16 protein-coding genes, 2 tRNA genes and 4 pseudogenes are annotated in these 23,610 nt (G+C 36.1%); 6 read left to right on the top strand and 16 right to left on the bottom strand.

Features of this window, described 5'->3' with window-relative positions; genetic code table 11:
- Nucleotide 1: 1 nt before the first annotated feature.
- From ACFIJ8_RS03515 to ACFIJ8_RS03500, 4 genes and pseudogenes are all read right to left on the bottom strand, one after another.
- Nucleotides 2-1,030, bottom strand: coding sequence for a major capsid protein (locus ACFIJ8_RS03515; RefSeq protein ID WP_375639012.1), 1,029 nt, complete (start codon nt 1,028-1,030; stop codon nt 2-4).
- Nucleotides 1,031-1,094: 64 nt separating this feature from the next.
- A pseudogene (locus tag ACFIJ8_RS03510) lies at nt 1,095-1,372 on the bottom strand (hypothetical protein).
- Nucleotides 1,369-2,100, bottom strand: a pseudogene (locus ACFIJ8_RS03505) (antA/AntB antirepressor family protein). The pseudogenes ACFIJ8_RS03510 and ACFIJ8_RS03505 overlap by 4 nt, the downstream one beginning before the upstream one ends.
- Before the next feature lie 578 nt (nt 2,101-2,678).
- Nucleotides 2,679-3,056 (bottom strand): annotated as a pseudogene (locus tag ACFIJ8_RS03500) (hypothetical protein); the annotation flags it as partial.
- On the opposite strand from ACFIJ8_RS03500, the gene ACFIJ8_RS03495 reads away from it, so the two are divergent.
- The 4 genes and pseudogenes from ACFIJ8_RS03495 to ACFIJ8_RS03480 all read left to right on the top strand — a co-directional run bounded on the left by ACFIJ8_RS03495 (nt 2,994) and on the right by ACFIJ8_RS03480 (nt 4,835).
- Nucleotides 2,994-3,221 (top strand): hypothetical protein, encoded by a 228-nt coding sequence (locus ACFIJ8_RS03495; RefSeq protein ID WP_375628497.1) that lies wholly within the window; start codon nt 2,994-2,996, stop codon nt 3,219-3,221. The pseudogene ACFIJ8_RS03500 and the gene ACFIJ8_RS03495 overlap by 63 nt on opposite strands.
- Nucleotides 3,222-3,337: 116 nt before the next feature.
- Nucleotides 3,338-3,568, top strand: a pseudogene (locus ACFIJ8_RS03490) (hypothetical protein).
- Between the two features lie 24 nt (nt 3,569-3,592).
- Nucleotides 3,593-4,378 (top strand): DNA adenine methylase, encoded by a 786-nt coding sequence (locus tag ACFIJ8_RS03485; protein WP_375639011.1) that lies wholly within the window; start codon nt 3,593-3,595, stop codon nt 4,376-4,378.
- 64 nt (nt 4,379-4,442) lie between these two features.
- Entirely contained in the window at nt 4,443-4,835 is a 393-nt protein-coding gene (locus ACFIJ8_RS03480; RefSeq protein WP_375639010.1) for a helix-turn-helix domain-containing protein, read from the top strand.
- 89 nt (nt 4,836-4,924) lie between these two features.
- On the opposite strand, the gene ACFIJ8_RS03475 is transcribed toward ACFIJ8_RS03480, so the two are convergent.
- The 3 genes from ACFIJ8_RS03475 to ACFIJ8_RS03465 form a co-directional block, all read right to left on the bottom strand.
- Nucleotides 4,925-4,999: transfer RNA gene (locus tag ACFIJ8_RS03475), tRNA-Val, on the bottom strand.
- A gap of 97 nt (nt 5,000-5,096) precedes the next feature.
- Nucleotides 5,097-5,459: a cell cycle two-component system response regulator CpdR gene (cpdR, locus tag ACFIJ8_RS03470; protein ID WP_005773448.1), complete on the bottom strand. Its 363-nt coding sequence runs from the start codon at nt 5,457-5,459 to the stop codon at nt 5,097-5,099.
- An 849-nt stretch (nt 5,460-6,308) separates the two neighbouring features.
- Nucleotides 6,309-7,226, bottom strand: coding sequence for a serine aminopeptidase domain-containing protein (locus ACFIJ8_RS03465; protein WP_375639009.1), 918 nt, complete (start codon nt 7,224-7,226; stop codon nt 6,309-6,311).
- 279 nt (nt 7,227-7,505) lie between these two features.
- On the opposite strand from ACFIJ8_RS03465, the gene ACFIJ8_RS03460 reads away from it, so the two are divergent.
- Entirely contained in the window at nt 7,506-7,973 is a 468-nt protein-coding gene (locus ACFIJ8_RS03460; protein WP_273788169.1) for an Hsp20 family protein, read from the top strand.
- A gap of 259 nt (nt 7,974-8,232) precedes the next feature.
- On the opposite strand, the gene ACFIJ8_RS03455 is transcribed toward ACFIJ8_RS03460, so the two are convergent.
- Nucleotides 8,233-8,309 (bottom strand) — tRNA-Pro (locus ACFIJ8_RS03455).
- A gap of 568 nt (nt 8,310-8,877) precedes the next feature.
- Here ACFIJ8_RS03455 and ACFIJ8_RS03450 point away from each other — a divergent pair.
- Nucleotides 8,878-9,243 carry an iron-sulfur cluster assembly accessory protein gene (locus ACFIJ8_RS03450; RefSeq protein WP_015856470.1) on the top strand — a complete coding sequence of 122 codons (366 nt, stop codon included), beginning with the start codon at nt 8,878-8,880 and terminating at the stop codon, nt 9,241-9,243.
- A 69-nt stretch (nt 9,244-9,312) separates the two neighbouring features.
- On the opposite strand, the gene mazG is transcribed toward ACFIJ8_RS03450, so the two are convergent.
- The 8 genes from mazG to ACFIJ8_RS03410 form a co-directional block, all read right to left on the bottom strand.
- Complete coding sequence (gene mazG, locus ACFIJ8_RS03445) at nt 9,313-10,128, bottom strand: nucleoside triphosphate pyrophosphohydrolase (protein WP_375639008.1); 816 nt, start codon at nt 10,126-10,128, stop codon at nt 9,313-9,315.
- A 33-nt stretch (nt 10,129-10,161) separates the two neighbouring features.
- Nucleotides 10,162-11,091, bottom strand: coding sequence for a lipid A biosynthesis lauroyl acyltransferase (locus ACFIJ8_RS03440; RefSeq protein WP_273788214.1), 930 nt, complete (start codon nt 11,089-11,091; stop codon nt 10,162-10,164).
- A 6-nt stretch (nt 11,092-11,097) separates the two neighbouring features.
- Nucleotides 11,098-12,126, bottom strand: a complete 1,029-nt coding sequence (locus ACFIJ8_RS03435; protein WP_015856467.1) for a zinc-binding dehydrogenase — start codon at nt 12,124-12,126, stop codon at nt 11,098-11,100.
- A 58-nt stretch (nt 12,127-12,184) separates the two neighbouring features.
- Nucleotides 12,185-13,459 carry a beta-ketoacyl-ACP synthase gene (locus tag ACFIJ8_RS03430; RefSeq protein WP_375639007.1) on the bottom strand — a complete coding sequence of 425 codons (1,275 nt, stop codon included), beginning with the start codon at nt 13,457-13,459 and terminating at the stop codon, nt 12,185-12,187.
- 15 nt (nt 13,460-13,474) lie between these two features.
- A complete protein-coding gene (locus ACFIJ8_RS03425) occupies nt 13,475-14,650 on the bottom strand; it encodes a beta-ketoacyl-ACP synthase (protein ID WP_375639006.1) in 1,176 nt (391 codons plus the stop codon).
- A 10-nt stretch (nt 14,651-14,660) separates the two neighbouring features.
- Nucleotides 14,661-14,945 carry an acyl carrier protein gene (locus ACFIJ8_RS03420; protein ID WP_015856464.1) on the bottom strand — a complete coding sequence of 95 codons (285 nt, stop codon included), beginning with the start codon at nt 14,943-14,945 and terminating at the stop codon, nt 14,661-14,663.
- Nucleotides 14,946-15,134: 189 nt separating this feature from the next.
- On the bottom strand, nt 15,135-17,453 hold the full coding sequence (locus ACFIJ8_RS03415) for an NADP-dependent malic enzyme (RefSeq protein ID WP_375639005.1): 2,319 nt from the start codon (nt 17,451-17,453) through the stop codon (nt 15,135-15,137).
- A 1,127-nt stretch (nt 17,454-18,580) separates the two neighbouring features.
- Entirely contained in the window at nt 18,581-23,140 is a 4,560-nt protein-coding gene (locus ACFIJ8_RS03410; RefSeq protein ID WP_375639004.1) for a hypothetical protein, read from the bottom strand.
- Between the last annotated feature and the right edge of the window lie 470 nt (nt 23,141-23,610).

The following is a 23,610-nucleotide window of genomic DNA, read 5'->3' as shown; positions in this document are numbered from 1 at the left end:
GTTATTTTGCTCCAATCACTGCTTTAAACAGCATTTCAGGGCGTGTCCAAATGTAAAGCGGATAACTATAGACCTCCGGTTTTACCCATGCATTACGGTCGTGATCAACGATCAACATGGTGTAGAGAGGTTTTCCGACCGTGTTGGCAAAATCCAAGCTTTCACTAGGGGAAAAGGTTTTTTGAAATACACCAGGCGCATCAACAGGAAAGAATTGACATTCATCAGGCTTAATTCCTATGGCGCGCTTTGTTACAGCCTTCACACTCACATTATAGTTGTGAATACTCCGGTAGTTAATGAAAGTGACACCTGCAAAGTTAAAACTGCCAAAGCTGCCCGCGCCAAGAGCGCTTGGTGTTGCAACACCTCCGGCGCTATTGAGTGTCTGTGCTAAAGCTGTGTTTAAATAGGTCTCCCGAATTGTTTTATGGTTTTTCAACTTGGAAAAGAATTCATTTCCACAAAGCCCAATAATCCGTGAACGATCAGAAAATGCTCCTTTTGAAGCCTCAATCATCCTCATAATGACCCGATCAACAGGGGCAGAAACATTGGTTGTCTCAACATTCAGTTTAAAGTCAATGGGCTTTGGTGGTGTGATTTCCCATTCCTTGTACCAATCTACAATCACCGAGCCATCAGCATCAAGGACAACACCTTGAACAGCGCCAAGTTGCATGTTTTCCCATGTCAATTCTATTTCAGAAATCAGTTTCTTTTGTTTTCTGGCAATATATTTCATTGCTGTCTCTAACTGATCTTCTGTGCCAAATTCACGACGGTTCTGGATTTCTTCTGATTTTACGGTATCACTTTTGGCAATCCGTGTTGTTTTGAAAAACCGAAGATTACGCCCCTCTCTATCACCTTCTGCCAAAGGTGCGCCACGTTCACTGGTTTGAATAAGCGAAAATGTATTATCACGTCGTTCAATACCAACCACTGTGGTACTGGTTTCAACTTCCTCAAAAAGATTAAGAGAACTTACAAGACCAGGTTGAAACTCATAGTTTTCAATGGCTCCCATTCAAAACTTGATCTTTAAACTACCTCCCCATTTTTGAGAATGGAGAGGGGAGTTATGTTTTTAGCTAAGCAGCTTCCACAACAGGGCTCTCCAAAGTAGGAGCATAAGCTTGCAATAACGAATTCATGCTATGCGGGAGTTCTGAAGTTCCAAAGCCTTTAAGAACTGCTAGAATCTTTGTAATATTCGGTACTTCATCTTGAGGTTTTAAAATCAAAGCTTTTTCTACCACACCCATAATGTCAACTAGAGTACTACAATTTTTGTTATCTACATATTCACAATTGACAAACTGAAACAAAGCCATTCACAAATTACATAAAAGTTGGTATCTACCTTCATTGCACACCCCCAAAGATTTGTTCTCTCAAACATGCCAATCCTTTTGGTGTAATTTTTGTTGAAGGCAGTATCTTTTCTATAGCATCAGGTCCTTGAATAGTGATAGCAGGATAATCCATAAATCCTTTCTTGATTTTATCCTGATAGGGTAATAATGGACCACTTGGAACACGGCCATACACCCAATCATGTTTATACAAGTAATCTGTTAAGTCCTTTGGTCGTACTTCAAGAATTTTTCCGCTTCAATAAGACCGAACAAACCATCAGAAGGCTTTAAATCCTCAAGCGCGTCTGCTTTGGGTGCTATTCTGCGATGATGCTATCTTTCTGTTCGATTTGATTTTGTAGGTGATTCAAGACGCCAAGTAATGCTTCGGGCTTGGAGTAATCGATTTGCGGTGTCGCTACTTGTTTTGCAAGCTTTTTACATTCGATAAAATACTCTTTTACTTGATGACCTTTATCATTACGCTCGATCATTGAAAGGTATTTTGCCATGTCTAAGGTGAGGTGATATTCCATGCTTGGACGCCCACCTTTTTCTAAATTTTTAGAAAAAACTATAAGTCTATATTTTCTCGAAATTTGCATTCTTTAATACGATTTTTAATCCAGTCTGCAAATTTTGATGTAATTTCCAAAAACGCATGCAAATCACGAGCATTGATGGTTTGAACAGCTTCTCTATCAATAACCCGTTCTTTAATTTCTATAAGAGTGTTCATAGTGAACTCCTATCGATTAGAGGTTTCTTATTGATATTCCAGAAGAATGCTGGGCGCTAAGAAAGGCGGTCGATAGTCCGTCGTTACGCTTTCCCATAAAGAGTATTGTATAGCGTAACTACACCCGACAAATCCATTATATGCATGTAGCATATAATGAGTCAAAGTCCCTAATGTGCGGAGAAGAGATTGTGTCGGTAATCTATCCGCTATCGATTTAAGGTGTTTCTTAGGCACTTGATTCGAAAATATACATTGACGCAATAATGTCGAGAATAAAAATAATTTCCATCTCAAAATAATTATATATTGTACAGTGTGCATATTGAAATCATTATTTATCAATGAGTTAAGTGTACAATGTACAGTTAATTTTAAAATTCTGTCGCTAGCGATAGTTTGCGCAGCCTGCCCCCGTAACGAAGCTAACTCGCTGGGAAGTATCTTTTATATTGATTTTATTGACTTTTTTATAAAAAAACAAAGCATAAGTGATAATTTGTTTTTAAAATTGCAATCAAAGTGTGTAATGCATAAACTTATAAGGATATGGGATAGGTAGATAAAGCTTGAGAACATTATTTAGCTTTCTTATTAGCAGCGTATTCTTGACGTTCAAGTTGTCTCTGTATGTTTTTAGTTAATCTTTCACTGGCATATTGTGCGATAGAATTTGTGATTTCTGGCTTGGACATCACTCCAGCAATTGATGATCCTTCTTGTTTTGCAATGAGGAATTTACCTCCGTCTACCCTTTGAAAAACATTATTCTTCATCTTTTTTTAATCAACACGCTTTGGAAAACTCCCACCCTTGATAAAACCATGAGGCAAGATTTCTTTTTTCCAAACATTGTGTAAGTTACGCCGCGTTTTGTTTTTTTTCTTGAAAAAATTAAGAGGTATCGGTGTTCCAGAGCCAATGATATCTGTCTCGAGAATTTTTGCTTTACAGCGGCTTTAGCCAAGGCGTTTCGCCTTAGCAAGAAAAGCGAACGGAAAAAGCAAACAGAGAATGCTTTAAAGACAGCAACAATACGTCTTGAGGTAGAAAATGAAGTTAATCAAAAAAGTGATGCTGGTGTGCGTTCTGAACTTTCTCGTTTGGTGCGCGGCAAATAGGTCTATTTCTTGTGGTGGCTGCTTGCCCATTTATTTGGATAATCAGTATGTTGCGGTCATCAGTTCAAATCTTGAAAGAGATATTTTGAAGCATAACAAGCAGGGAGCACATTTATGTGGTTGGACAGATGGTCAAGAAACGAAGCACCAAAGATAAAGGTCTTACAGAAACAGAATAACAGCTCCTTCACGAGATGATAGAGATCTATCAAGGTTTAAAGATGATGTCACGCCTCATGAAATTGATTGCCTTTATTGTCTTTATGTTTGTAATAGATTTTTCCCGTTTTGTGGACGCCGTAGAGAATAGCTTCTCACACCTCAAAAAGTGGATAACAAAAAGTTAGATATCAAATCTCTCCTTTAAAAATATGATGAAACAAGAATTTACACAAACATTGTTTGCGTGGATGGGTGGTAAACACTATCTGCGTAAGAAAATTATACCGATTTTAAATAATATTGACCATGAAACCTATGTTGAACCGTTTTTAGGCTCTGGTGTTATTTTCCTAAATAAAAGACCAGCAAAATATTCCGTTATTAATGATCTGAATGGAGAGATTACGAACCTGTTTCAATGTGTTCAAAATGACTTTGATGATTTAGCCAAACGACTAGAATGGTTTGTTTGTTCAAGACAGTTGTTTTTTGAACTTGCGGCGATTGAACCAGAAAGCCTTTCCAAAGTTGAAAGAGCCGCACGTTTTTTGTTTCTCCAACGTTGTGTGATGTATGGGAAAAAAGATTATGTCTCTTTTAGCTTTGGAAGGAAAAAGCCTATAGCATTTAATCCCGATAAGCTGTTATCAAGGATGCGGCGTGTTAGACAGAAGCTTCTTGATACAACAATCTTAAATTTGTCGTGGGAACTGGTTGTCGAGCTATTTGATGCACCCGACAGTTTATTTTATTTAGACCCGCCTTATCTTGTAAAGAAGAAGTGCTACAGCTCTGGGAATTTTGTTGAAGATGATTTTGTGAGTATGGCAAAAGTTCTCAAAAGCATCCAAGGCAAATTTGTCTTGAGTCTAAATGATTTTGATGCGGTTCGAGAGATCTTTAAGGATTTTGACTTTTTAGAATTAGAGACTCTTTGGACAGCGGGTACGGCTAAAAAAACACCCCGAAAAGAACTCTTGATTCGCAATAATTGAAGAAAATCATAAAAAGATTTGTTAGAATCAGAAGAAATATTTCTTCTCTAATAGGACTTTTTATATGGTTACATCTTTTGGTAAAATTTTACGGAAACTTCGCATTGATCACTCCGAACGCCTCTTAGATATGGCTAAGAAATTAGACATATCTGTAGCATTTTTATCTTCTGTAGAGATTGGCAAAAAATCTGTTCCTGTAGGACTGGAGGAAAAGATCATAGAGCTTTATGGTTTAGATCAAGAGGTAGCAGAAATTTTGAGAAGAGAATCGGATGCTTGTTGCACAAGTTTTACAATCAAGACTTCTGATCCGTTGAGGCGTGAAATTGTTGGCATGTTTTCTAGATTTATAGATATTTTTACACAAGAGGATTTAGAAAAATTCAAACAAATACCAGAAGTAATTCGCGAATCAAAAAGAGAGAAAAATGCTACCTTTGTAGAAGAATGTTAAAAAATCCTATTCCCTTAACTTTATTCAGACATCTCTCACAGTAAAAAAGATGTATAAATACAGCAAGTTATAGAATAAGAAAAAGAATCTGGTGGGCGTGACAGGGATTGAACCTGTGACCCCTACGATGTCAACGTAGTGCTCTCCCGCTGAGCTACACGCCCATTCATTGATGTTGCATACACCATATAGAATGACAAACGTCAATGCCTAATTTCGTTTTCTCTTTCAACAGATGCAAATAACTTAAAAAAATACTTTTTAAGCAGCGATAAGGATCTTTTCAACCTCATTGACGAGTTCACGTAAGTGAAATGGCTTAGAGAGAACCTTTGCATCAGGAGGGGCATCACTATTTGAATTGAGTGCTACCGCTGCAAAACCTGTAATGAACATTACTCGTAAATCAGGGTCAATCTCAGTAGCACGTCGTGCGAGTTCGATTCCATCCATCTCTGGCATCACAATATCAGTCAAGAGAAGGGAAAATGGCTCTTCTTGTAAACGTTCATACGCGCTAATACCATTATCGAAATCGGCGACTTCGTAGCCTGCACGTTCTAAGGCTTTTACGAGAAAGCGACGCATATCGTTATCATCTTCTGCGAGCAGGATTCGTTTCATGATTATGTTCCAATGGCTCCATTTGTCAGAGTTTTGCCGCATCAATTATACAATATAGAGTATTTATAAAAAAGACGGTAAAATGCTCATAATTGAAATGAATGGCAAAATGGTTAATTCTTACATTCTTATTCAGAATACAGCATATTCGTTGTGAGTTGGTTAAATTCAAAATATATGTGATTTTGAAAAAAGAAGGGGTTCTCTAAAACTTTTAAGATGATTCATTGCTATCTTTTCTTTTAAATTCGCTGATTATTATCAGAATTTCATTAAAAAAACTTATGAAAACCGTTACTGTAGGGACTTGCTATATAGAGAAATTAGAAGAATATTATGTTAATTTATTGTTTTTTAAAAGTTCTCTTAAGAAATAGAAATTTCATAGTTATTTATTTTTATAGAGATTTGTAATAAATATTATAAGTGCGCTTTATTTTCAGTTTTTTCCTTAAATAGATGAAAACTATTATTTTTCTAGATATAATATTAAATTAACATTTAATAATAGATCAAAAATAGTATTTTGATGTTTTATTTATAAATATCTATCATGTTATATTAAGGTAGATTTATTATCTTCATTTTATTAATTATACAAAATATTTTTTTATTAAGTTATTTTTTATGATGTAAAATAATTTTGTTTAATGTAACGATATACTTTGTATATTAGTTTTTTATTAGAATGCGTGGTGAATATTTAGGTCATGGCTTGCCTGTAGAGGCTAGAAAACGAATCATATGAGTGGTTGGAAAGTAAAATCCATTATATTAAAAAGTGTTTGTAGATCCAACGCTCGTAGAAATTTTCTTTTTTATGGGCGGAGCGGAAATTAAGATTTAGTGTTATTTTACAAATACATTATCGGGAATAAATGCATCAAATACAGCCCAAAATTGCTTTTTATAATTTTCGTTAACCATAATTGTATCCAGTTCAGCGCCTGTAATAGTAATACTTTCTGTCAGGCGTGTGTGTTGGCATAATTGCCGCACTTCAATGTTGTTTGCAATATTGTTTTGATTGGCTAGAATAAAGAGTGTTGGAATTCGTAAATCTCCGTGGAGTACATTTCTCTTCATAGAATCGATCGCATTAAATACCGATGCCATCCATTGGGATGTTGGGGGCTTAATGGAATGGAACGGCACTTTATGCATGTGTTCCGATTTTATATTGTTTTGTTTTTTTTTGTTTAATTTTTTCCCATCTTTCGCTGGTATAAAGCCAAGACCTATATCAGAAAGAAATTGTGTTAATTTATGTTGAAAACCATTCGTTTTATTACCGAATGGAGCAAAAAGGGGAGAAACACAGAGCAATTTATTAAACTGATAATTAATGAGATCTAATCCGCTAAGTGCTATCAATCCACCTATACCATAGGTGAGCATAGAGTAAGGAGGCGGACAATTAGGATAAACAATATTTTTAAGAAATTCATATAAGTCATTAATATCATTATTTATATCAAAACAATGATATCGGCTTTGTTTTCTTATCTTGAAGGATTTTTTTTCTTGATCAAACCAGTCAAATATTGCTGTATGAAAACCGCGTTTAGAAATTTCATTTATTAATAAAAAATATTTTTCTAAAGTACTTGCGTAGCTTTTGAGAATAACAATTGTTCCCTTAGATTTTTCCACCTCAGGATATGTTATCGCAAAACGAATTTCGTGATCTATTGCTATTTTAAGAGTACCATGATGGATATTAGGAGGAGTGGAAGCCCAGTCTATGGGATAAATAGGTGTTTCCAATTGAAATCCTTTACAGTGTATTTGCCGCTTAGTGCAACGTGAGATAATGAGAGGACTTTGACATTTATGTAATGAAGAAAAAGGATTTAAAAAGGGGTATATTGCTTTTTAGATAGTTTTTATCAATTTAGATTCCAAAGAGTTGAAATAAAGAAAAACAATTACCAGATAATATAGTGTGGTTGCCATGATGGGGCCGCAGGTTCACAAGTAAGTTTGCCATTTGGGAACTTTGTGAATTAATTATAAATTATAGTCGCTCTAGAGGAGGGCAATATTATGCGTCAAGTAGATTTTTCACCATTTTATCGTTCCACAGTAGGTTTTGATCATCTTTTTAACTGGTTTGATTCTAGAAGACAACCAGATGAAGTTTCTTCTTATCCCCCTTATAATATCGAGCGTTTAACTGAAGATTCTTATAGAATTTCTATGGCTGTTGCTGGTTTTTCTCAAGATGAAATTGATATTGAAACGCATTGTAACCAGCTGATCGTTAAGGGAAACAGAAAGTCTGAAAATGATGATGAAGAGCGAGAATTCCTTTATCGAGGCATTGCTTCGCGTGCTTTTGAACGGCGTTTTCATTTGGCTGATCATGTTAAGGTTATTGGAGCAGAACTTGGAGATGGGCTTCTTCATATTCAGCTTAAAAGGGAAATGCCAGCTGAATTAAAACCCAAAAAGATAACCGTACAGATGTCACCATCCATTACAAAAAATGATAATAGCGACATTGTCGTGTAGGAAAATTTAGAAAATATAAGACCGAATAATTATAAATTTTTCTGAAGAATAAAAAACGCGAGGCAAAAGGTCTCGCGTTTCGAGTGTGTTTTTCTAAGAACGAAGCTTATTTTAATAAAACAGCTTATTTCGAGTTTGTGATAAAATGTTATTGCACACTATTCTACGTTGAAGAAAAAATTCATGTATGTGCTAATTGAAATGCATAATAATTCACTTTTTAAGTAAGCTTATTTTTTATTTTATAGCATTTTAAAAATGGTCGGAGCGGCGGGATTTGAACCCACGACCCCTTGACCCCCAGTCAAGTGCGCTACCAAGCTGCGCTACGCTCCGAGTTTGTGTAAAACGATTAAATGACTGTTTCTTTAAAGGCAAGAGAAAAAATAAACAGAATAAAATCTAAAATGCTTTTGCACTTAGAGCTTTTGAAAGTAAAAATTTTGGACATCAATATCTTGTTATCAATTCAAGATACGTAACAAATCTGTAAAATTCTTTGTAATCATTTTGTGAAGGGGTAAGATTGGTGGCTTTAGGGGTATGAATTGGAGAAGGAGGGGAGAAAATGAGTACGGGGGGTATATTTTTTCCTTATCTAATCGTTACTTTTCTAAAAAGATAAAGATTTTCAAAAGGAGAGGAGTGAATGTATGGTATTGAAACGTTTTCCTTTGTTTAGAGTTTTTATAGACGAAGTATTTTGTGTTTTATGTGGACAAAAAATTGTAAGTTCTGGATTGTATAATCATAAATCTCATTTTATGGGTACGCGTTTTTATCCAAATAAACAAGGTTAGAATACTTTAATTTAGGTTTTGTTGTTTTTTTTCTAAAATACCAGATACAATATTATAGAGGAAAAACTTTCAAAGTGTTTATTGAACTAAGAAAAGAGTAAACCATGAGCCGTTTTTCGGTAATAAATTTGACGGAAGCAGCAGTGGATCGTGTTAAAGCGATTATGGACGCAAAAGATGCACAGGGTATTCTTGTTGGTATCAAAAAAGGTGGTTGTGCAGGGATGGAGTATACAATTACTCTTGTCAAAGAAAAGGGGATAGATGCGGATGTTGTTGAAGTGAATGGTGCCCGTGTTTTCGTAGCACATGATGCGGTATTATTTTTATTAGGGACGCAGATGGATTATGAAGTGACAACGCTTCGTTCTGGTTTTGTCTTTAAAAATCCTAATCAAGTTTCAGCATGTGGGTGTGGCGAATCGGTGGAACTTCGTCCTGCTACGCAGGATCAATATAAAACAAATTGAGTTGAGCTGAATTATAATTCAGTAATTTTAGAGGGACTTGTTCTTTGAGGTAGAAAAAATCTAATATTTTTATTGTTCATTTTTAGCTTGTTTCCAAAGTGCTTCCATTTCATTCAAGGATGCGTCAGTGAGTGTTTTAGATTGAGTGGATAGCTTTTCTTCAATATAGGCAAAACGGTTTCGAAATTTTATATTCGTTTTTTTTAATGCTTTTTGTGAATCAATCGCTAAGTGGCGTGCGAGATTAAGGAGAATAAAGTAGAGATCTCCAAACTCTGCTTCTATCTCTGAATTTTGTTTATTTTTAATGGCTTCTTTGAGCTCTTCGAGTTCTTCTTCTATTTTTTCAAAAACTTTATCACTTTCTTTCCAATCAAAACCTACTTTAGCTGCTGCTTCTTGTAAAGCAAGTGCCTCTTGGTTTGCTGGCTGGATTTGTTTTACTTGTGCGAGTATGCTTGTGGAGGAATTGTTGTTTTTTTCTTCGCGCAATTTTTTTTGTTCAACCTGTTCTCTTTTTTTTATATATTCCCACTCTTCTTTTATAAATCCTCGTTTTTTTTGCTCGGCATTTCCAAAAATGTGAGGATGGCGTCGAATCATTTTTGCCGTGATTGCATAAACAACATCTTCAAAAGTAAAGCTGCCTTCTTCTTGTGCAATGGTAGCATGATAGATAACTTGTAAAAGAAGATCTCCAAGTTCTTCACAGAGATCCTTTCGGTTTTTTCGTTCAATGGCATCGATGACTTCGTAAACTTCTTCGAGCATATAGGGTATGAGGGATTCAAAAGTTTGTTTTTTATGCCAGATACAACCGCTATCAGAATTTCGTAATGCAGTGATAATTGCAATGAGATCTTTGATGTCTTTTGAGGCTAACATTTGCACTTCCTTTGTAAGCAATAGAGCCTTATGTTAGATGTCCCAACGTCTATGTAACCACATCCATTGTCCAGGATATTCACGGACCCAAGATTCAACAATATCATTTAATTTTTGCGTAGAAGCAGCTATATCGATATCATTTTTTTCATCACGTGGAAGTTCTATATGTTCATATAACTCTAAACGATGACGTCCATTAGGCAAACGAATACAACGTGCTGGATAAATATCACAGTTATATTGTCGAGCGAGTTTTATAATTAAGGGATTTGTTTTAAGAGGTCTATTAAAAAATGTTCCCATGATACCGCGGCGAAATTTTTGATCAACGAGCATACCAACATTTTCACCTTTTTCTAATTTGGCTGCTAATGCCCATGCTGCACCGGCCTTGGAGGGAATAAGATGCCCCATAGAAGTTTGTCGTGCTTTAAGGACTCGTTTGGCAACATAGGGATTATTGGGTGGTCTAAATAATACCGTAACATTAAGATCAAAACTTTGTGCACAAATAGGCAGAAGTTCAAAATTTCCAGTATGTGCGGTGAAAAAAATATGTGGTTTTTTTTCATTTTTTAATCGCTCAAATATTTCAACGCCTTTAACCTCAATGAAACCTGGCTCGTCCGCATGAGGATCAAAATCAAAAATTTTATCAAGAAAAATATATTCGGCTAGAAAACTGCCTATATTTTCCCACATTTCTATTGCAATCGCATGGAGTTCTTGCTCTGTTTTTTCTGGATATGCACCTCTAAGATTTGTAAGTGTGATTTGATGACGATGTAAAAGGGGACCAATTTTTTTTACCAACCAAGAAAAAAAAGAGACTCCCATTTTGGCAGGAAAGCATTTTAGAATAAATAAAGAACCAAAGAGCAGATATGCCCATAACAAGTAGGATATCTTTTTAGCTATAATTTTAATAAGATATATGAGATTTTTAAGAGAAAGCTTCATCATGATTTAATCGATTTTAAGGATAATTTTACCAAAAACATCACGGCTCTCCATTCGTTTTAAAGCTGTATCAATTTCATCAAGCCCAACAATCGTATCAATGACAGGGTGTACAGTTTTTTCTGCCATTTTTTGCATGGCATTTTTCATATTTTCCATACGGCAGCCAAATGAACCGAATATCTTAAGTTGTTGTTGGAATAATTGCATGAGATTTATTGGTGCTGAAACACCAGAGGTAGAACCGCAAGTCACTAAGCGTGCTCCTTTTTTCATACATAACAAAGAACCGTTCCATGTATCTACACCAACATGCTCAAAAACAACGTCAACACCTTTTTTTTGGGTTAATTTACGCACCACACCTTCAAAACGATCTTTACGATAATTAATCACATGATCTGCCCCAAGAGAGTGTGCTTTTGCAATTTTTTCATCTGAACCTACCGTTGTGATAACTGTACAGCCCATGTGTTTTGCAAGTTGAATGGCTGCAGAGCCAATACCTGAACCACCAGCCTGTATCAGGATTGTTTCTCCTGCTTGTAGTTTTGCATTATCGAAAAGCATATGTTCTACGGTACCAAAAGTAATTGGAGCAACCGCTGCCTGCAATTCATCACATTGGGGAGGTGATGGAACTAATAAACGTGCTGGCAAATTGACAAGCTCACACGCAAATCCATCAAGGTGAAAACCGTAGACTCCCTTTACATGACTGCAAAGATTATCCCGTCCTTCATGACAAGCTTGGCATACTCCGCAGGTTTGTGCACCATAAATTGAGACAATCTGTCCAAGTTGGAGATGTTCAACGCCATCTCCTATTTGTATAACCTCACCAGAGGCTTCTGCACCAATGATGAGTGGTATTTTTCTTTTCGCAAAAGCCATGCCACGCCATCCCCATACATCAATATGATTAAGAGCAACGGCTTTTATCCGCACAGTTACTTCACCTAGACTAGGTGAAGATGGCGGGGAAATATTAGTGATTTCAAGCCGGCGATCATCGAAGAGTTGCAGTGCACGCATTACCATTCCCCTTAAATATGTTATTAGGTTAGCGTTATAAAATTTTATTATTAAAGGATTATCCTTTATATGCAGTGATGACAAGACTCATATTTTGACCACCAAATCCAAATGAGTTGGACAAAACTGCATTGACACAGGCTTTACGGCTATGATGAGGAACAACATCTAAAGGGATAGCAGGGTCAGGATTATCATAATTTATTGTAGGTGGAAGTATCCCCGATTGAATGGTTAAAAGCGAAAAAACCGCTTCTATTGCACCAGCAGCAGTTAATGTATGCCCAATCATTGATTTATTAGAAGAGACTGGAATATGCTCTAAAAGATCACCGAATACTGTTGATAATGCAAGATACTCCATTTTCTCATTTTCAGGTGTTGAAGTTCCATGTGCATTAATATAATCAATTTCATTGATGGTTATTTTTGCATCGTCTAAAGCTTTGCGAACGGATTCAATTGCTGGTGATGCATCGGGTTTTGAACGTGTACGGTGAAAATCATCGGCCGTTTCTCCACAGCCAGCTAAAATCCCTAAAACTGTAGCATTACGGTTTAATGCGCTTTGAAGAGATTCAAGAACAAGAGCGCCTGAGCCTTCTGCCATAACAAAACCATCTCGATCACGGCTAAAGGGTTTTGCTGCTTTTTCTGGAGGCTCATTCTGAGTTGAAAGAGCAGATAGTAGCGAAAAACGAATAAGAGATTCTGCTGAAACTGATCCATCTGTCGCAATTATGAGAGCTCTATTTGTCTCTTTCCGTCTAATAGACTCAACACCTAATTGAATTGCTGTTGCACCAGATGCACAGGCAGTGGAAAGTGTAACAGGAAGTCCTTTTGTGCCAAATGTTTTTTGAAGTTTTTCTGCAATTGCACCAAATTGTGTGGATTCAAAAAGCGTCTCATGGAGTTTATCTTTACAGACTTTAAGAAGATTTGCATAAGAAGGCTCATTATTGAATTCTTCCTCTTGATCAAGACTAAAACGTGCTTTCCATTCAAGTTCAACAGGAGGAGCAGCTAGAAAGAGTGGTCCATTAAAATTTTTTTTATCAATAGCAGCTTGTTCTAAAGCTTCTTCAGCAGAAAGATGTGCAAGCTTCTCAGAGAGAGCTGAAGCACCAAGTGTACTTTCTTTAAGAAAATCAATTGTTCCAGCAATATATGTATTTAATCCCTCAACGGGAAAACGTGTTATTTTGTGGATACCACTTACACCGCTTGTTAATTTTTGCCAATTTTCATGTTTCCCTTGTCCCAGTGATGTGACAATGCCTGCACCAGTTATTGCTACAAGTGGACGCCCAAAATGATCATGATATTTCACTATAGAAATTCCCCTTCAAACAGCAGTAAGACGCACAATACCTTCAGCTCTTTTTATACCAATCGTTGTAACAAATATTTCACGTACTTCTTTAGAAAAAGGTTTTTCATGAGGACTTAACGCTGGAAAACCGCGTTTTTTTTCAATTGAAAGTGCTGCAAGAGCTAGAGCTAGAGGAAATTGTGCTTCCCGCATATAACCAAATAATGTTGTAATGCCACGGTAAGATAGATCAGCATTATCAAGAGCATTTTGTTCTGCTTTTGTTGCTTCGTGAGCTCCTGAGGCTGCTGAAATGGCTAAGGCAGATTTAGCGCCCGCAGTTTTTAACATTGTTGCAATTGATTCTCTAAGTGGAATTTTGGTTCTATCTGTTTGGTCTGTAATAATTTGGCTAATTTCAGCATAAGCACGTGCGTTGCGCTTTTTTGCATGTTCTCCACTTTCGAGAACTAGGAAGATACCACCAGAGCCGGCTATGATACCGCCGCCGGGGTGGATTTCACGATCCCACACTGGGCTCCATCCATTATGGGTTAAAAGACCACCAAGTTCATGCGCCAACAACATATCATAACTTTGTGCATTATAGGAACCTCCTACAAGAGCATGGGTACTTTGACCTGATTTAATACGAGCTACAGCAATTTGAAGAGCAGAAAGCCCACTGCCTTCTTCTCCCATAAATGTACGAGATGATCCAGTGACTTTATGAACAATTGAAATGTTTCCTGCCAAAAGGTTTGAAAGTTGTGCCAAAAATAATGTTGGACGAAGTTCGCTTGAAAGAGCAACATTTAACATAGAGGCATGATCGGCAACTGCGCGCGCTTTAGAAAGAATCTGTGTATCAACAGTAATATCACGTTCTCCTCCACTTGCTGCTACAATCATATCCATTGTTGAAGTGAGTTGTTCATTATTTTTCATGCCAGCATCATCAAGAGCAAGACCAGCCGCATAGGTACCAAGACGCTGCCATGTTCCCATTTGCCGTTGATCACTTTTTTTAGGAATTTGTAAACTCCAATCAATTTCAGGCAATTTATGAACAGGGTAGGGTGAAAAAGTTGTACAATCTAGGTTTGGTGTACGGATTGGATCATTTAAGAGATTCCAATGTCGATCAGTTCCTTCCCCCAGAGAGCTTATGAGGCCTATACCAGTGATGAATACAGATTGATCATGCATGGTGAAAAAATTACTCCGCCTGTTTTAAGGCAACGAGATCATCAATTTTTGCACAAAGGTTTTTAAGAACAAAGTATTCTTCTGTTGCAACAGTACCTTCGTTGACTTCTTGTGTCCATTGTTCTAGAGGGACTTTTATTCCGAAAGCTTTATCAATAGCGAAAACAATATCAAGAAAATCAAGACTGTCGATTCCTAGATCGTCAATTGTATGACTTTCTGGTGTAATTGTATCGCGATCAATTTCACTGATTTCTGCAATGATATCAGCAACTTTATCAAACGTGGAAGGCAATGTACGGATTCCTTATTATAGAGTTAGTAAATTCAAAATACATTTAATATTGTTCTTCTAGCCTTTTTTTTCTTTAAAAAAAAGACTTAATCCAGAATATAGCTGTCTTTATCTATAGAGAAAAGAGGTTTACAGGACATGAAATACTATATCTCAATATTTAAAAAACTTTGAAATTTTATTGCGCATTTATTTTACGAGACTATTTTTTCTATTGGCTGCAAGGACAGCAAGGGCTGTTATATTAACAACTCCCCGTGAAGTTACTGAAGGCGTTAATATATGGGCGGGACGTGCTGCCCCGATTAGAATAGGACCAACATGGAGTGCATTTGTGAGGCTTTTAACAGTGTTGAGCGTGATATTGGCTGCATCAAGTGTTGGAAAGACAAGCAAATTAGCTTCACTTTTAAGACGAGAATCAGGAAAAACACGATCACGAAAAACTTTGGAAAGGGCAGCATCAGCATGCATTTCACCATCTGCTTCTAAATCAGGGTGTAATTTGGCAAGAATTTCTGTTGCACGTCGCATTTTACGCGCACTTTCTGTGTTTTTAGAGCCAAAGTTTGAGTGTGATAATAAGGCTGCTTTTGGTGTTATTCCAAATGCTTCAACTTCTTGAGCTGCCAATACAGTCATTTCAGCGATTTCTTCTGCAGAAGGATTTTCATTGACGTAAGTATCTGTGAGGAAAAGAGTACGTTGTTGAGAGATAAGCAAACTCATAGCAGAAAAACGGTGAACATTAGGATCAAGACCGATAATTTGTTCAATCAATTCAAGTTGACGTTCAAAACGTCCTTCTAAGCCGCAAATCATTGCATCTGCTTCTTCACGCATGACGGCAAGGGCAGCAATAGCCGTTGTTGATGTTCTCACTACTGTTTTTGCCATTTCAGGCGTAACACCACGCCTTCCTGTATAATGAAAAAATAAATTAACATAATCACGAAAACGTGGATCATCTTCAGGGTTTGTTAATTCAAAATCTATACCAGGACGAATTCTTAAACCAAAGCGTTTTAATCTTGCTTCTACGACATGTGGACGGCCGATAAGGAGAGGCGTTGCTGTTTGTTCTTCAATGACAACTTGTGCTGCACGAAGGACGCGTTCATCTTCACCATTGGCATAGATAACGCGTTTACGTTTTGCTGTTTTTGCTGCAGCAAAAACAGGTTTCATTGTTAAACCAGAAAGAAAGACAAATCGATTGAGGATATCATAGTAGGCTTCCATATCTTCAATGGGACGAATGGCGACACCAGTTGCCATTGCTGCTTTAGCAACAGCGGGAGCAATACGCAGTATTAAACGCGGATCAAAAGGAGAGGGGATCAGATAGTCTGGTCCAAAATTGGGTGGTTCTTTTGAGTATGCACGTGCTACAACATCTGAAGTTTCTTCACGTGCAAGGGCAGCAATCGCATGAACAGCGGCCATTTTCATTTCTTCATTAATTGCACTAGCACCTACGTCTAATGCACCACGGAAGATATAGGGAAAACAAAGGACATTATTAACTTGATTGGGATAATCAGAGCGTCCTGTACAGATCATTGCATCTGGTCGTATAGAGCGTGCTTCTTCAGGCATAATTTCTGGTACTGGATTAGCCAGTGCTAAAATAAGTGGATTTTGAGCCATTCTTTTAAGATATTCAGGCTTTAAAACACCACCCGCAGATAGGCCTAGAAAAATATCCGCATCATCAATAATATCAGATAAAGTTCGTGCGTCCGTTTTTTGTGCGTAATTGATTTTCCAACGATCCATAAGGGTCTTGCGACCTTCATAAACAACTCCCTCTAAGTCACTAAGCCAAATATTCTCAACTTTCGCCCCAAGACGAACTAAAAGATTAAGACAAGCTAGGGCAGCAGCACCTGCACCTGAGGTAACTATTTTTGCATTTTCAATTTTTTTTCCTGAAAGATTTAAGGCATTTAATACAGCCGCAGAAACAATAATGGCAGTTCCATGTTGGTCATCATGAAAAACTGGAATATTCATTTTAGCACGAAGCTTTTCTTCGATATCAAAACATTCAGGAGCCTTAATGTCTTCAAGATTAATACCACCGAATGTAGGTTCTAAGGTTGATATCGTTTGTACCATTTGTTCTATATCGGATGCATCAATTTCAATATCAAAAACATCAATATTCGCAAATTTTTTAAATAAAACGGCTTTGCCTTCCATAACTGGCTTTGAAGCGAGTGGACCAATGTTTCCTAAACCAAGAACAGCAGTTCCATTGGATATAACAGCGACTAAATTAGCACGGGAGGTATATTGAGCAGCAAGATTGGGATCTTCATGAATCGCAAGACATGGTGCTGCAACGCCTGGAGAATAAGCAAGAGCTAAATCACGTTGATTATCAAGAGGTTTTGTTGCTTGTATTTCCAATTTTCCAGGTTTTGGGTGTTGGTGATAAAAAAGTGCGGCACCGTCAAGTTCAGCTTTTGGTGAACTGAAATCACTATTTCGTTCTCTAGACATTTTTATGATATCCAAGTTAGCGTATGTGTATATGAGATGTTCCATCTACGATAAGGTTTTGTCCACTAATAGATCCTCATTTCTCTGAATATCAAAATGCATGAGCATGAGCAAATTCTTCTGGATCGTAAAACCAGTTTGATGATTCTTTTTGTTTGTGTGCATGAATAATTTCATGGATAGCAGCACATTTGTTTTTCTTTCCTTAATAAAACTCGTAAAAGTTGATTATTTTACAAAAAAATAAAATATTTTCTAACAATTACATTATCAAGCCATTATTTTTTTGCAATGTTTACAAAATAAGGAAAGAACAGAAGAACGGTTCCTATCAATTTCATCCATTTTTTATAAAATATATATTTTATTTAAAGTTTTATACGGAGGTAGAAGAAATTTTAAATAACAATTTGTAATTTATAAATTGTTTATTCCGCTATTTTAAAGGAAACTGGAAAGTTGAGAATGGAAGTTATGTTGTTCAATTGGATTCTTAATAGTGAAAGCTGTATCTTTTATATACTGACAATTATATGTTTTAATAAACAAAGATGTGGCTGAAATGGCTGGAATTGCGGATTTTATACATGAAAATCATATATTTAGCATAACGCTTTTCTTTATAATTTATAATGCATCATTTCGTATGTTGAATGAGAAATTTGAATACAATAAGATTCTTTTATTTAAAATTCACCTAATATAATAAAAAATATTCAATTACATAATTCAAACGAGAGTAATGTGTGGATAAAAAACGTTTGAAAAATAAATAGAAATCTTTCTATGAGCTATTTTAATATAAAAGCATGGAATTTTTTCACAATTAGCAAAAATAATTATTACCTATTTTGTACCTTTATGAAACTATGAAAAATAAAGGAGTTAAAAAAGATAAGGAAATAGAAAACATGCTTATCATTCTTAAGGTGATATGTTGTTTGATAAGTCATTACGCTTCTTTAGGGTGGTTATTGCTTAGGGTATCAAAGAAAACCGCATGCCAATTATTTCAGCCTTTGAAGTAGAAAGCTGTAGTTGAAAGCAAAGTACTCTACGATGAGCCATTAAAACAACTGGAGAGGAAAAAAGTGGAAAAAATATCTTTTTCCACTTTTTTTATTTTTTTATTGAATTCGACCACTTGCATGAGCAAGCATAGTATAAACTTTTCCGGTATCTGATATCAGGTATTTGCGAACTGAGCTGGAAGAACCAGAACTGCGCGATATATCACGTAAGAGCTTTTCGAAATCTGTAACATATTGATTCACTGAACGTTTAAACTCAAAATCGCTCATATATTTTCTCTTAATCATTTCAAATATTTTTTGTCCATTTAAGGTATAAAGGCGTTCTGTTACGATATTTTTTTGTCCACGTTGATAATGATCCCATAGCTCAACAATGGCATTGTGATTGATAGCTTGCACTATACCAGAAGCTAATGAATTAAGAGAGCTGTTTGCAGGAGATGGTTTTGTTTGCACTGATGTTAAAACATTATCACTAGGGGGAGCATCATAAAACGTTTCTTCACGTGAAGCTCTTTCTAAGAGATTTGACACCCATTTATTTGGTCTTTTTTTGCTTTGATCTTGTTGCAAAATAGGCTTGGGTGGTACGATCTTTTTAACGGACTCAGTGGAATTGTCACTTCTTTGATTAAACATTGATGATGCAGGAAATTCTGATATCAGCTGTTTTTTTGCGCTCTTTTGATCATTTTGTATAACACTGACTAGATCTTGTAACGCTGTAATCTGTTCATTCAAAGCTGTGCGAATTGTTTGCGTTGTTTCTTTTGTCTTTTCTGGAAGTTTTTTAACATTTTCATTGATATCATTATTAATCTTTGAAAGCTCTAAACGAACTTCATCAGCGGAGCGACGTATGTCTTCTGCTGCTTCTGAAAAACGCGCCGATGCTTCACTAACAAGTCTATTAAGTGATTGTTGGAATGAATTTGTGGAGTTACGTGCATTCTTATCAGAGCGTTCAAGTGCTGAGTTGAAGATTTTTTCATAATGCCCAATCAATTGATTAATTTCATGAGACTTTGAAACAAGAGCATCGCTTAATACAGAAAGCGTATTATGTTTTTCTTCAAGTGTTGTACTAAGTGAATTTTCAGATTGTTCAAGAACATGAATAGTTTGGGAAAGTGTCTTTGCATGTTCACCAAAACTGCTCGTTATATGACTAATTTGTTCAAAGGTATTCTTTGAAAGTCCTTGCAGAATTTCAACATTATTATTGAGCGCTTGATTTGAGGCTGACAAACGCTCTGCTACTTGGTCCGTGTTGCGGAAAAAATTATTCGCACTCTCATTAAACTGACCATCAATATTTTGAACAGCTGATAATAAAACATTACTATTTTCGTTAAAATTGTAAATTGATTGATTCAACTGTGTTAAGACGGATGAGACATTATTAACAAGTTCTTCTTTCATAACCGTTATTGTTTGAAGTGTTTCAGAGTTAGCTTTGGTTAAGCTATTCACTAAAAATTCATTATGTGCATAAATTCTTTGTTCAGCTTCTTGTGTGGAGAGAGAGAGTTGTTCACCGATATGCTGTGTTAAAGAATCAATTGATTCTGTCGTATTTTGCGCTGCTTGATTTAAGTGATTTGTCAGCTCTGTTATTTTTCCAACATGTTTTGAAATTTGTGTTGCTGTTTGATTTTCTGCATCTTCCAGACGGCTCGTTACATCAGAGAGCTGATATCCTAAATTATTTTTTAAATTTTGCATAGAGTGATGAAGAACATCACAGCGTTCATTAAGAACTTGCTCTATTGCTGTTGTTGATGTGTGAATGGTTTCATTCAATAATGCTTGTGCGTTATGACTGGCTGTTGCGAAAGCTTCGACAGTATGCGCTGTTTGTTCAGACAGAACGGACAGAACTTTTTCACTGGTATCATAAACAGTTTTTTTGACATTTGATACAATGCGATTGCCTGATTCTGAGAGAATATTTTCTGCTTGTGTAGTAACATTTGTAACAGATGAAAGAATTTGTTCACTCGTAGAAGAAAGAATATCAGAAGCTTTTATAATCTTATTATGCAGGTTATCTGTAACTATATTAACAGAGTCTTCTAAGGTTACACGCATATTGTCAACACTGCTTTCCAGCGCTTGTTGAATTATCTGACTTTGCTCATTATTAAGCATGAGAGACGTTTTTAACGTGTCAGAACGTTCCTCAATAACAGATGTTTGCATATCAATGGCTTCACAGATTTGGCTAAATTTTTCAGATAATGTTTCCTCTAGCGTTGTTGTTCGTTCAAAAATTTTGTGTGCACGATCTTCTAGATCTGTATCGAATGATTCCATACGTGTTTCAAGGGTTTCAAAGAAAACACCACTCGATTGAGAGAGAGTATTCTTTAAAATTTCGGCATGGCTTTCAAGGTTTTTGATATGATCTTGAACCGTTTCAGTAATGTTTTTATTATTGGCGGCAATTGCACTCTCAACTAAATCTATTTGTTGTTTCAATGCAACATCGACACGTATATCACTTTTTGCAATGAGGTTGTGGATTGTTTCCATGCGTTGCTCAAGTGTGCGTGCTTGATCGGCAAGAACTTCATTGAGAGAAAAACTATTAATCGCTAAAGAATCACGCAGAGCATCGGCACGGATATCAATATTTCTCGCTTGTGCTTCTAAAGCATCTTGGGTTGTATTGCAGCTTTTTACAATGACATCTTGTAGTTTTTCAGTGCATTGAATGATGTTTGTGATATGATTTTCAGCTTGTTTATCAACGACTTGAATATTGTCAGCCAAAACTTTTTCAATATGAGAAGTATTTTGGGACAAGACATCAATTTGATTTCTTAATGTATCCGCAATTTTATTCTTCTCGTTATCGAGCATGTCTGCCATAAGAGCTCGTTGATCAGAAAGTTGTACTTTAAAATCTTGTGAACGTTCTTGTATGATATCAACAATGGCATTGTCGACATACTGAATTTCTTCTCTCAGACTTTCTTTACTTTTATCAATTGCAGAAAGAATAGCTTCACGTCCATTTGTAAAGGCATGGGTAATGTCTGCTGTTTTTTCTTGGAGGTTTTCATTTATTTTCAAGACATGAGATTCCAAGAAGTTACCAAGTTTTTCAGCATTATCCTCTAAAGCCTGACTGCGTTCTATAAAGGAATCAATGATGGAATCACTATGTTCTTTAAGAGAAAGATCAACAGTTGCTAAACGTTGTTCAAAGGCTCCAATTGCTTGCGAGGTTACGTTATCAAATTTAGAAGAGAGTTTATGTGCTTGGTCGTCGAGCTTTAAGATCTTCTCATCAAAATTCTGTAGAGATTGATTATTACGATCAATAAGAGCTTTATCCAAGGCTTTAAACTTTTCATCGACAGCGTGCAAAGTTTGATCTGTTACTGCTTGTATATGTGTGGCAATTTTAGCAACATGTACTTCCGCTTTTTCAGCTGTTTCATTAAAGGTTTTTTCTATTTGCTTTTCATTATGATCAAATCGTTTTGCAAAACCATCGAAGTTTTTTCCTAATTCATGAAAAAATTCTGTGTTTTTCTGCTGAATTTGTGTTGTTGTTTCGTTAAATTTTTCAACAAGCTGATTTGTTACGCCATCACCGGCATAGGAAAGTTTTTCAACAAGGTCTTCACCTTGTTTTTGTAAAGTTTGAGAGAGAGTTTGTGCAAGCTTTTCAACATTGGTTACAATTTTAGAGGTAACTAAACCAAATTCATCACTCAGTTGTTCTTGGGTTCCTTTAATTGTTGATTGTACGCGATCTGCGTGATTCAAAATGGCGATGCGTTCATTGCTCAATTCTTTGATTAATGTGTGAATACGTGATTCATTCTCAGCATAGGCTTGTTCTAGGTTGTGAACTTCACCTTGTATGATTGCTTCAAGTTCAACAGCACGTCCGAGGGTACGTTCAATACCTTCGTTCATTGCCGCTACTTCTTCACGAATGGTTTGCCCTATAGCAATAGCTTGTTTTTCAGATAAATGTTGTGGTTCACTAAGGCGTTGTGCAGCATTTGTCATAAGAAGAGCAATGTTATGCAAGTCGTTTGAACGTTTTGTTAATTGAGCAACGCCCCAAGATATAAGGATAGGAATTGCTGTGCCGGCTGCTACAGCGAGTCCTGTTGGGGATGTAACAAAAGTGCTGATATTGGATAAGGAGCTGAGTCCGGTAGGTGCGAGCTTATGCGCAATAAAAGCTCCTCCCGTTGCCCATAAAGCACTAAGCGCTGTTGTATACCAGTAGACTCGAGAGGAAGAACGCTGCTTTAATAGTCCAAAATTTACAGGGGTTGTTATATCATCATTTGCAGGAAGAAGTTTTGTAGACAACAATGTATTATGAACAGTTCCACCTGAAATATCAGGTGAAGGTTTTGGAGCAAAAAGCTGTTCAACAACGGATTTATCAACAACAGCTTCGTCATGAATATTAGAAACAAAAGTTGACGTACCGTTTTCAGCAAAGAATTCTTCTTCTGCCATTGCAATTTTTTGAATCAGATCATCGACATTAACAATATTTTCAGAATTATTGGATGATATTGTTTCAAATTCTGTGTCATTGAAATCAAAGTTCATAGCTTTTGTGAGGGCTTCTTCAACTTCAACTTCAAATGTTTGCAATTTGGTTCTGCGTGCCATACTCGCCTCGTACTCTTACAGACGGAAAAGGGATACGTCCTCTTCCACATAATTTCTACATACTAGCTGTTAATTATTTAGAAAGGAATATGCTTAGGAAAAAATTTTAAAAACTTATCAAGATAAAGTTAACGCGGTTTTTTATACCCTGTTTAAAAATGTTATAAAATATAGTAAAAACAATTTATTATTTGAATCTAACAAAAACAAAAATACTGTTTACAACTTGTGTTTATAAAAAACTTTATAAGCCGCTAGTCTTTGAAATAAGGATAATTTAATAGCGGTTATATATACAGTAGGGTGGCGAATACCTCTCTATTAATACCGATGATCGTTAATAAATATTGTTGTCCGTTTACTTTTATTGATTCTAAATGAAGCGATTCATCATCACATATAGTCTGTAATAGCTTAGGATGTATAAAGTATGCCTTTGAATTGTAAGATTATAAAAGAGTAAACGTGGA

Source organism: Bartonella sp. MF74HXZ (assembly GCF_042194445.1).
GTDB lineage: Bacteria > Pseudomonadota > Alphaproteobacteria > Rhizobiales > Rhizobiaceae > Bartonella > Bartonella grahamii.
This window is presented reverse-complemented; position numbering and strand designations above follow the sequence as displayed.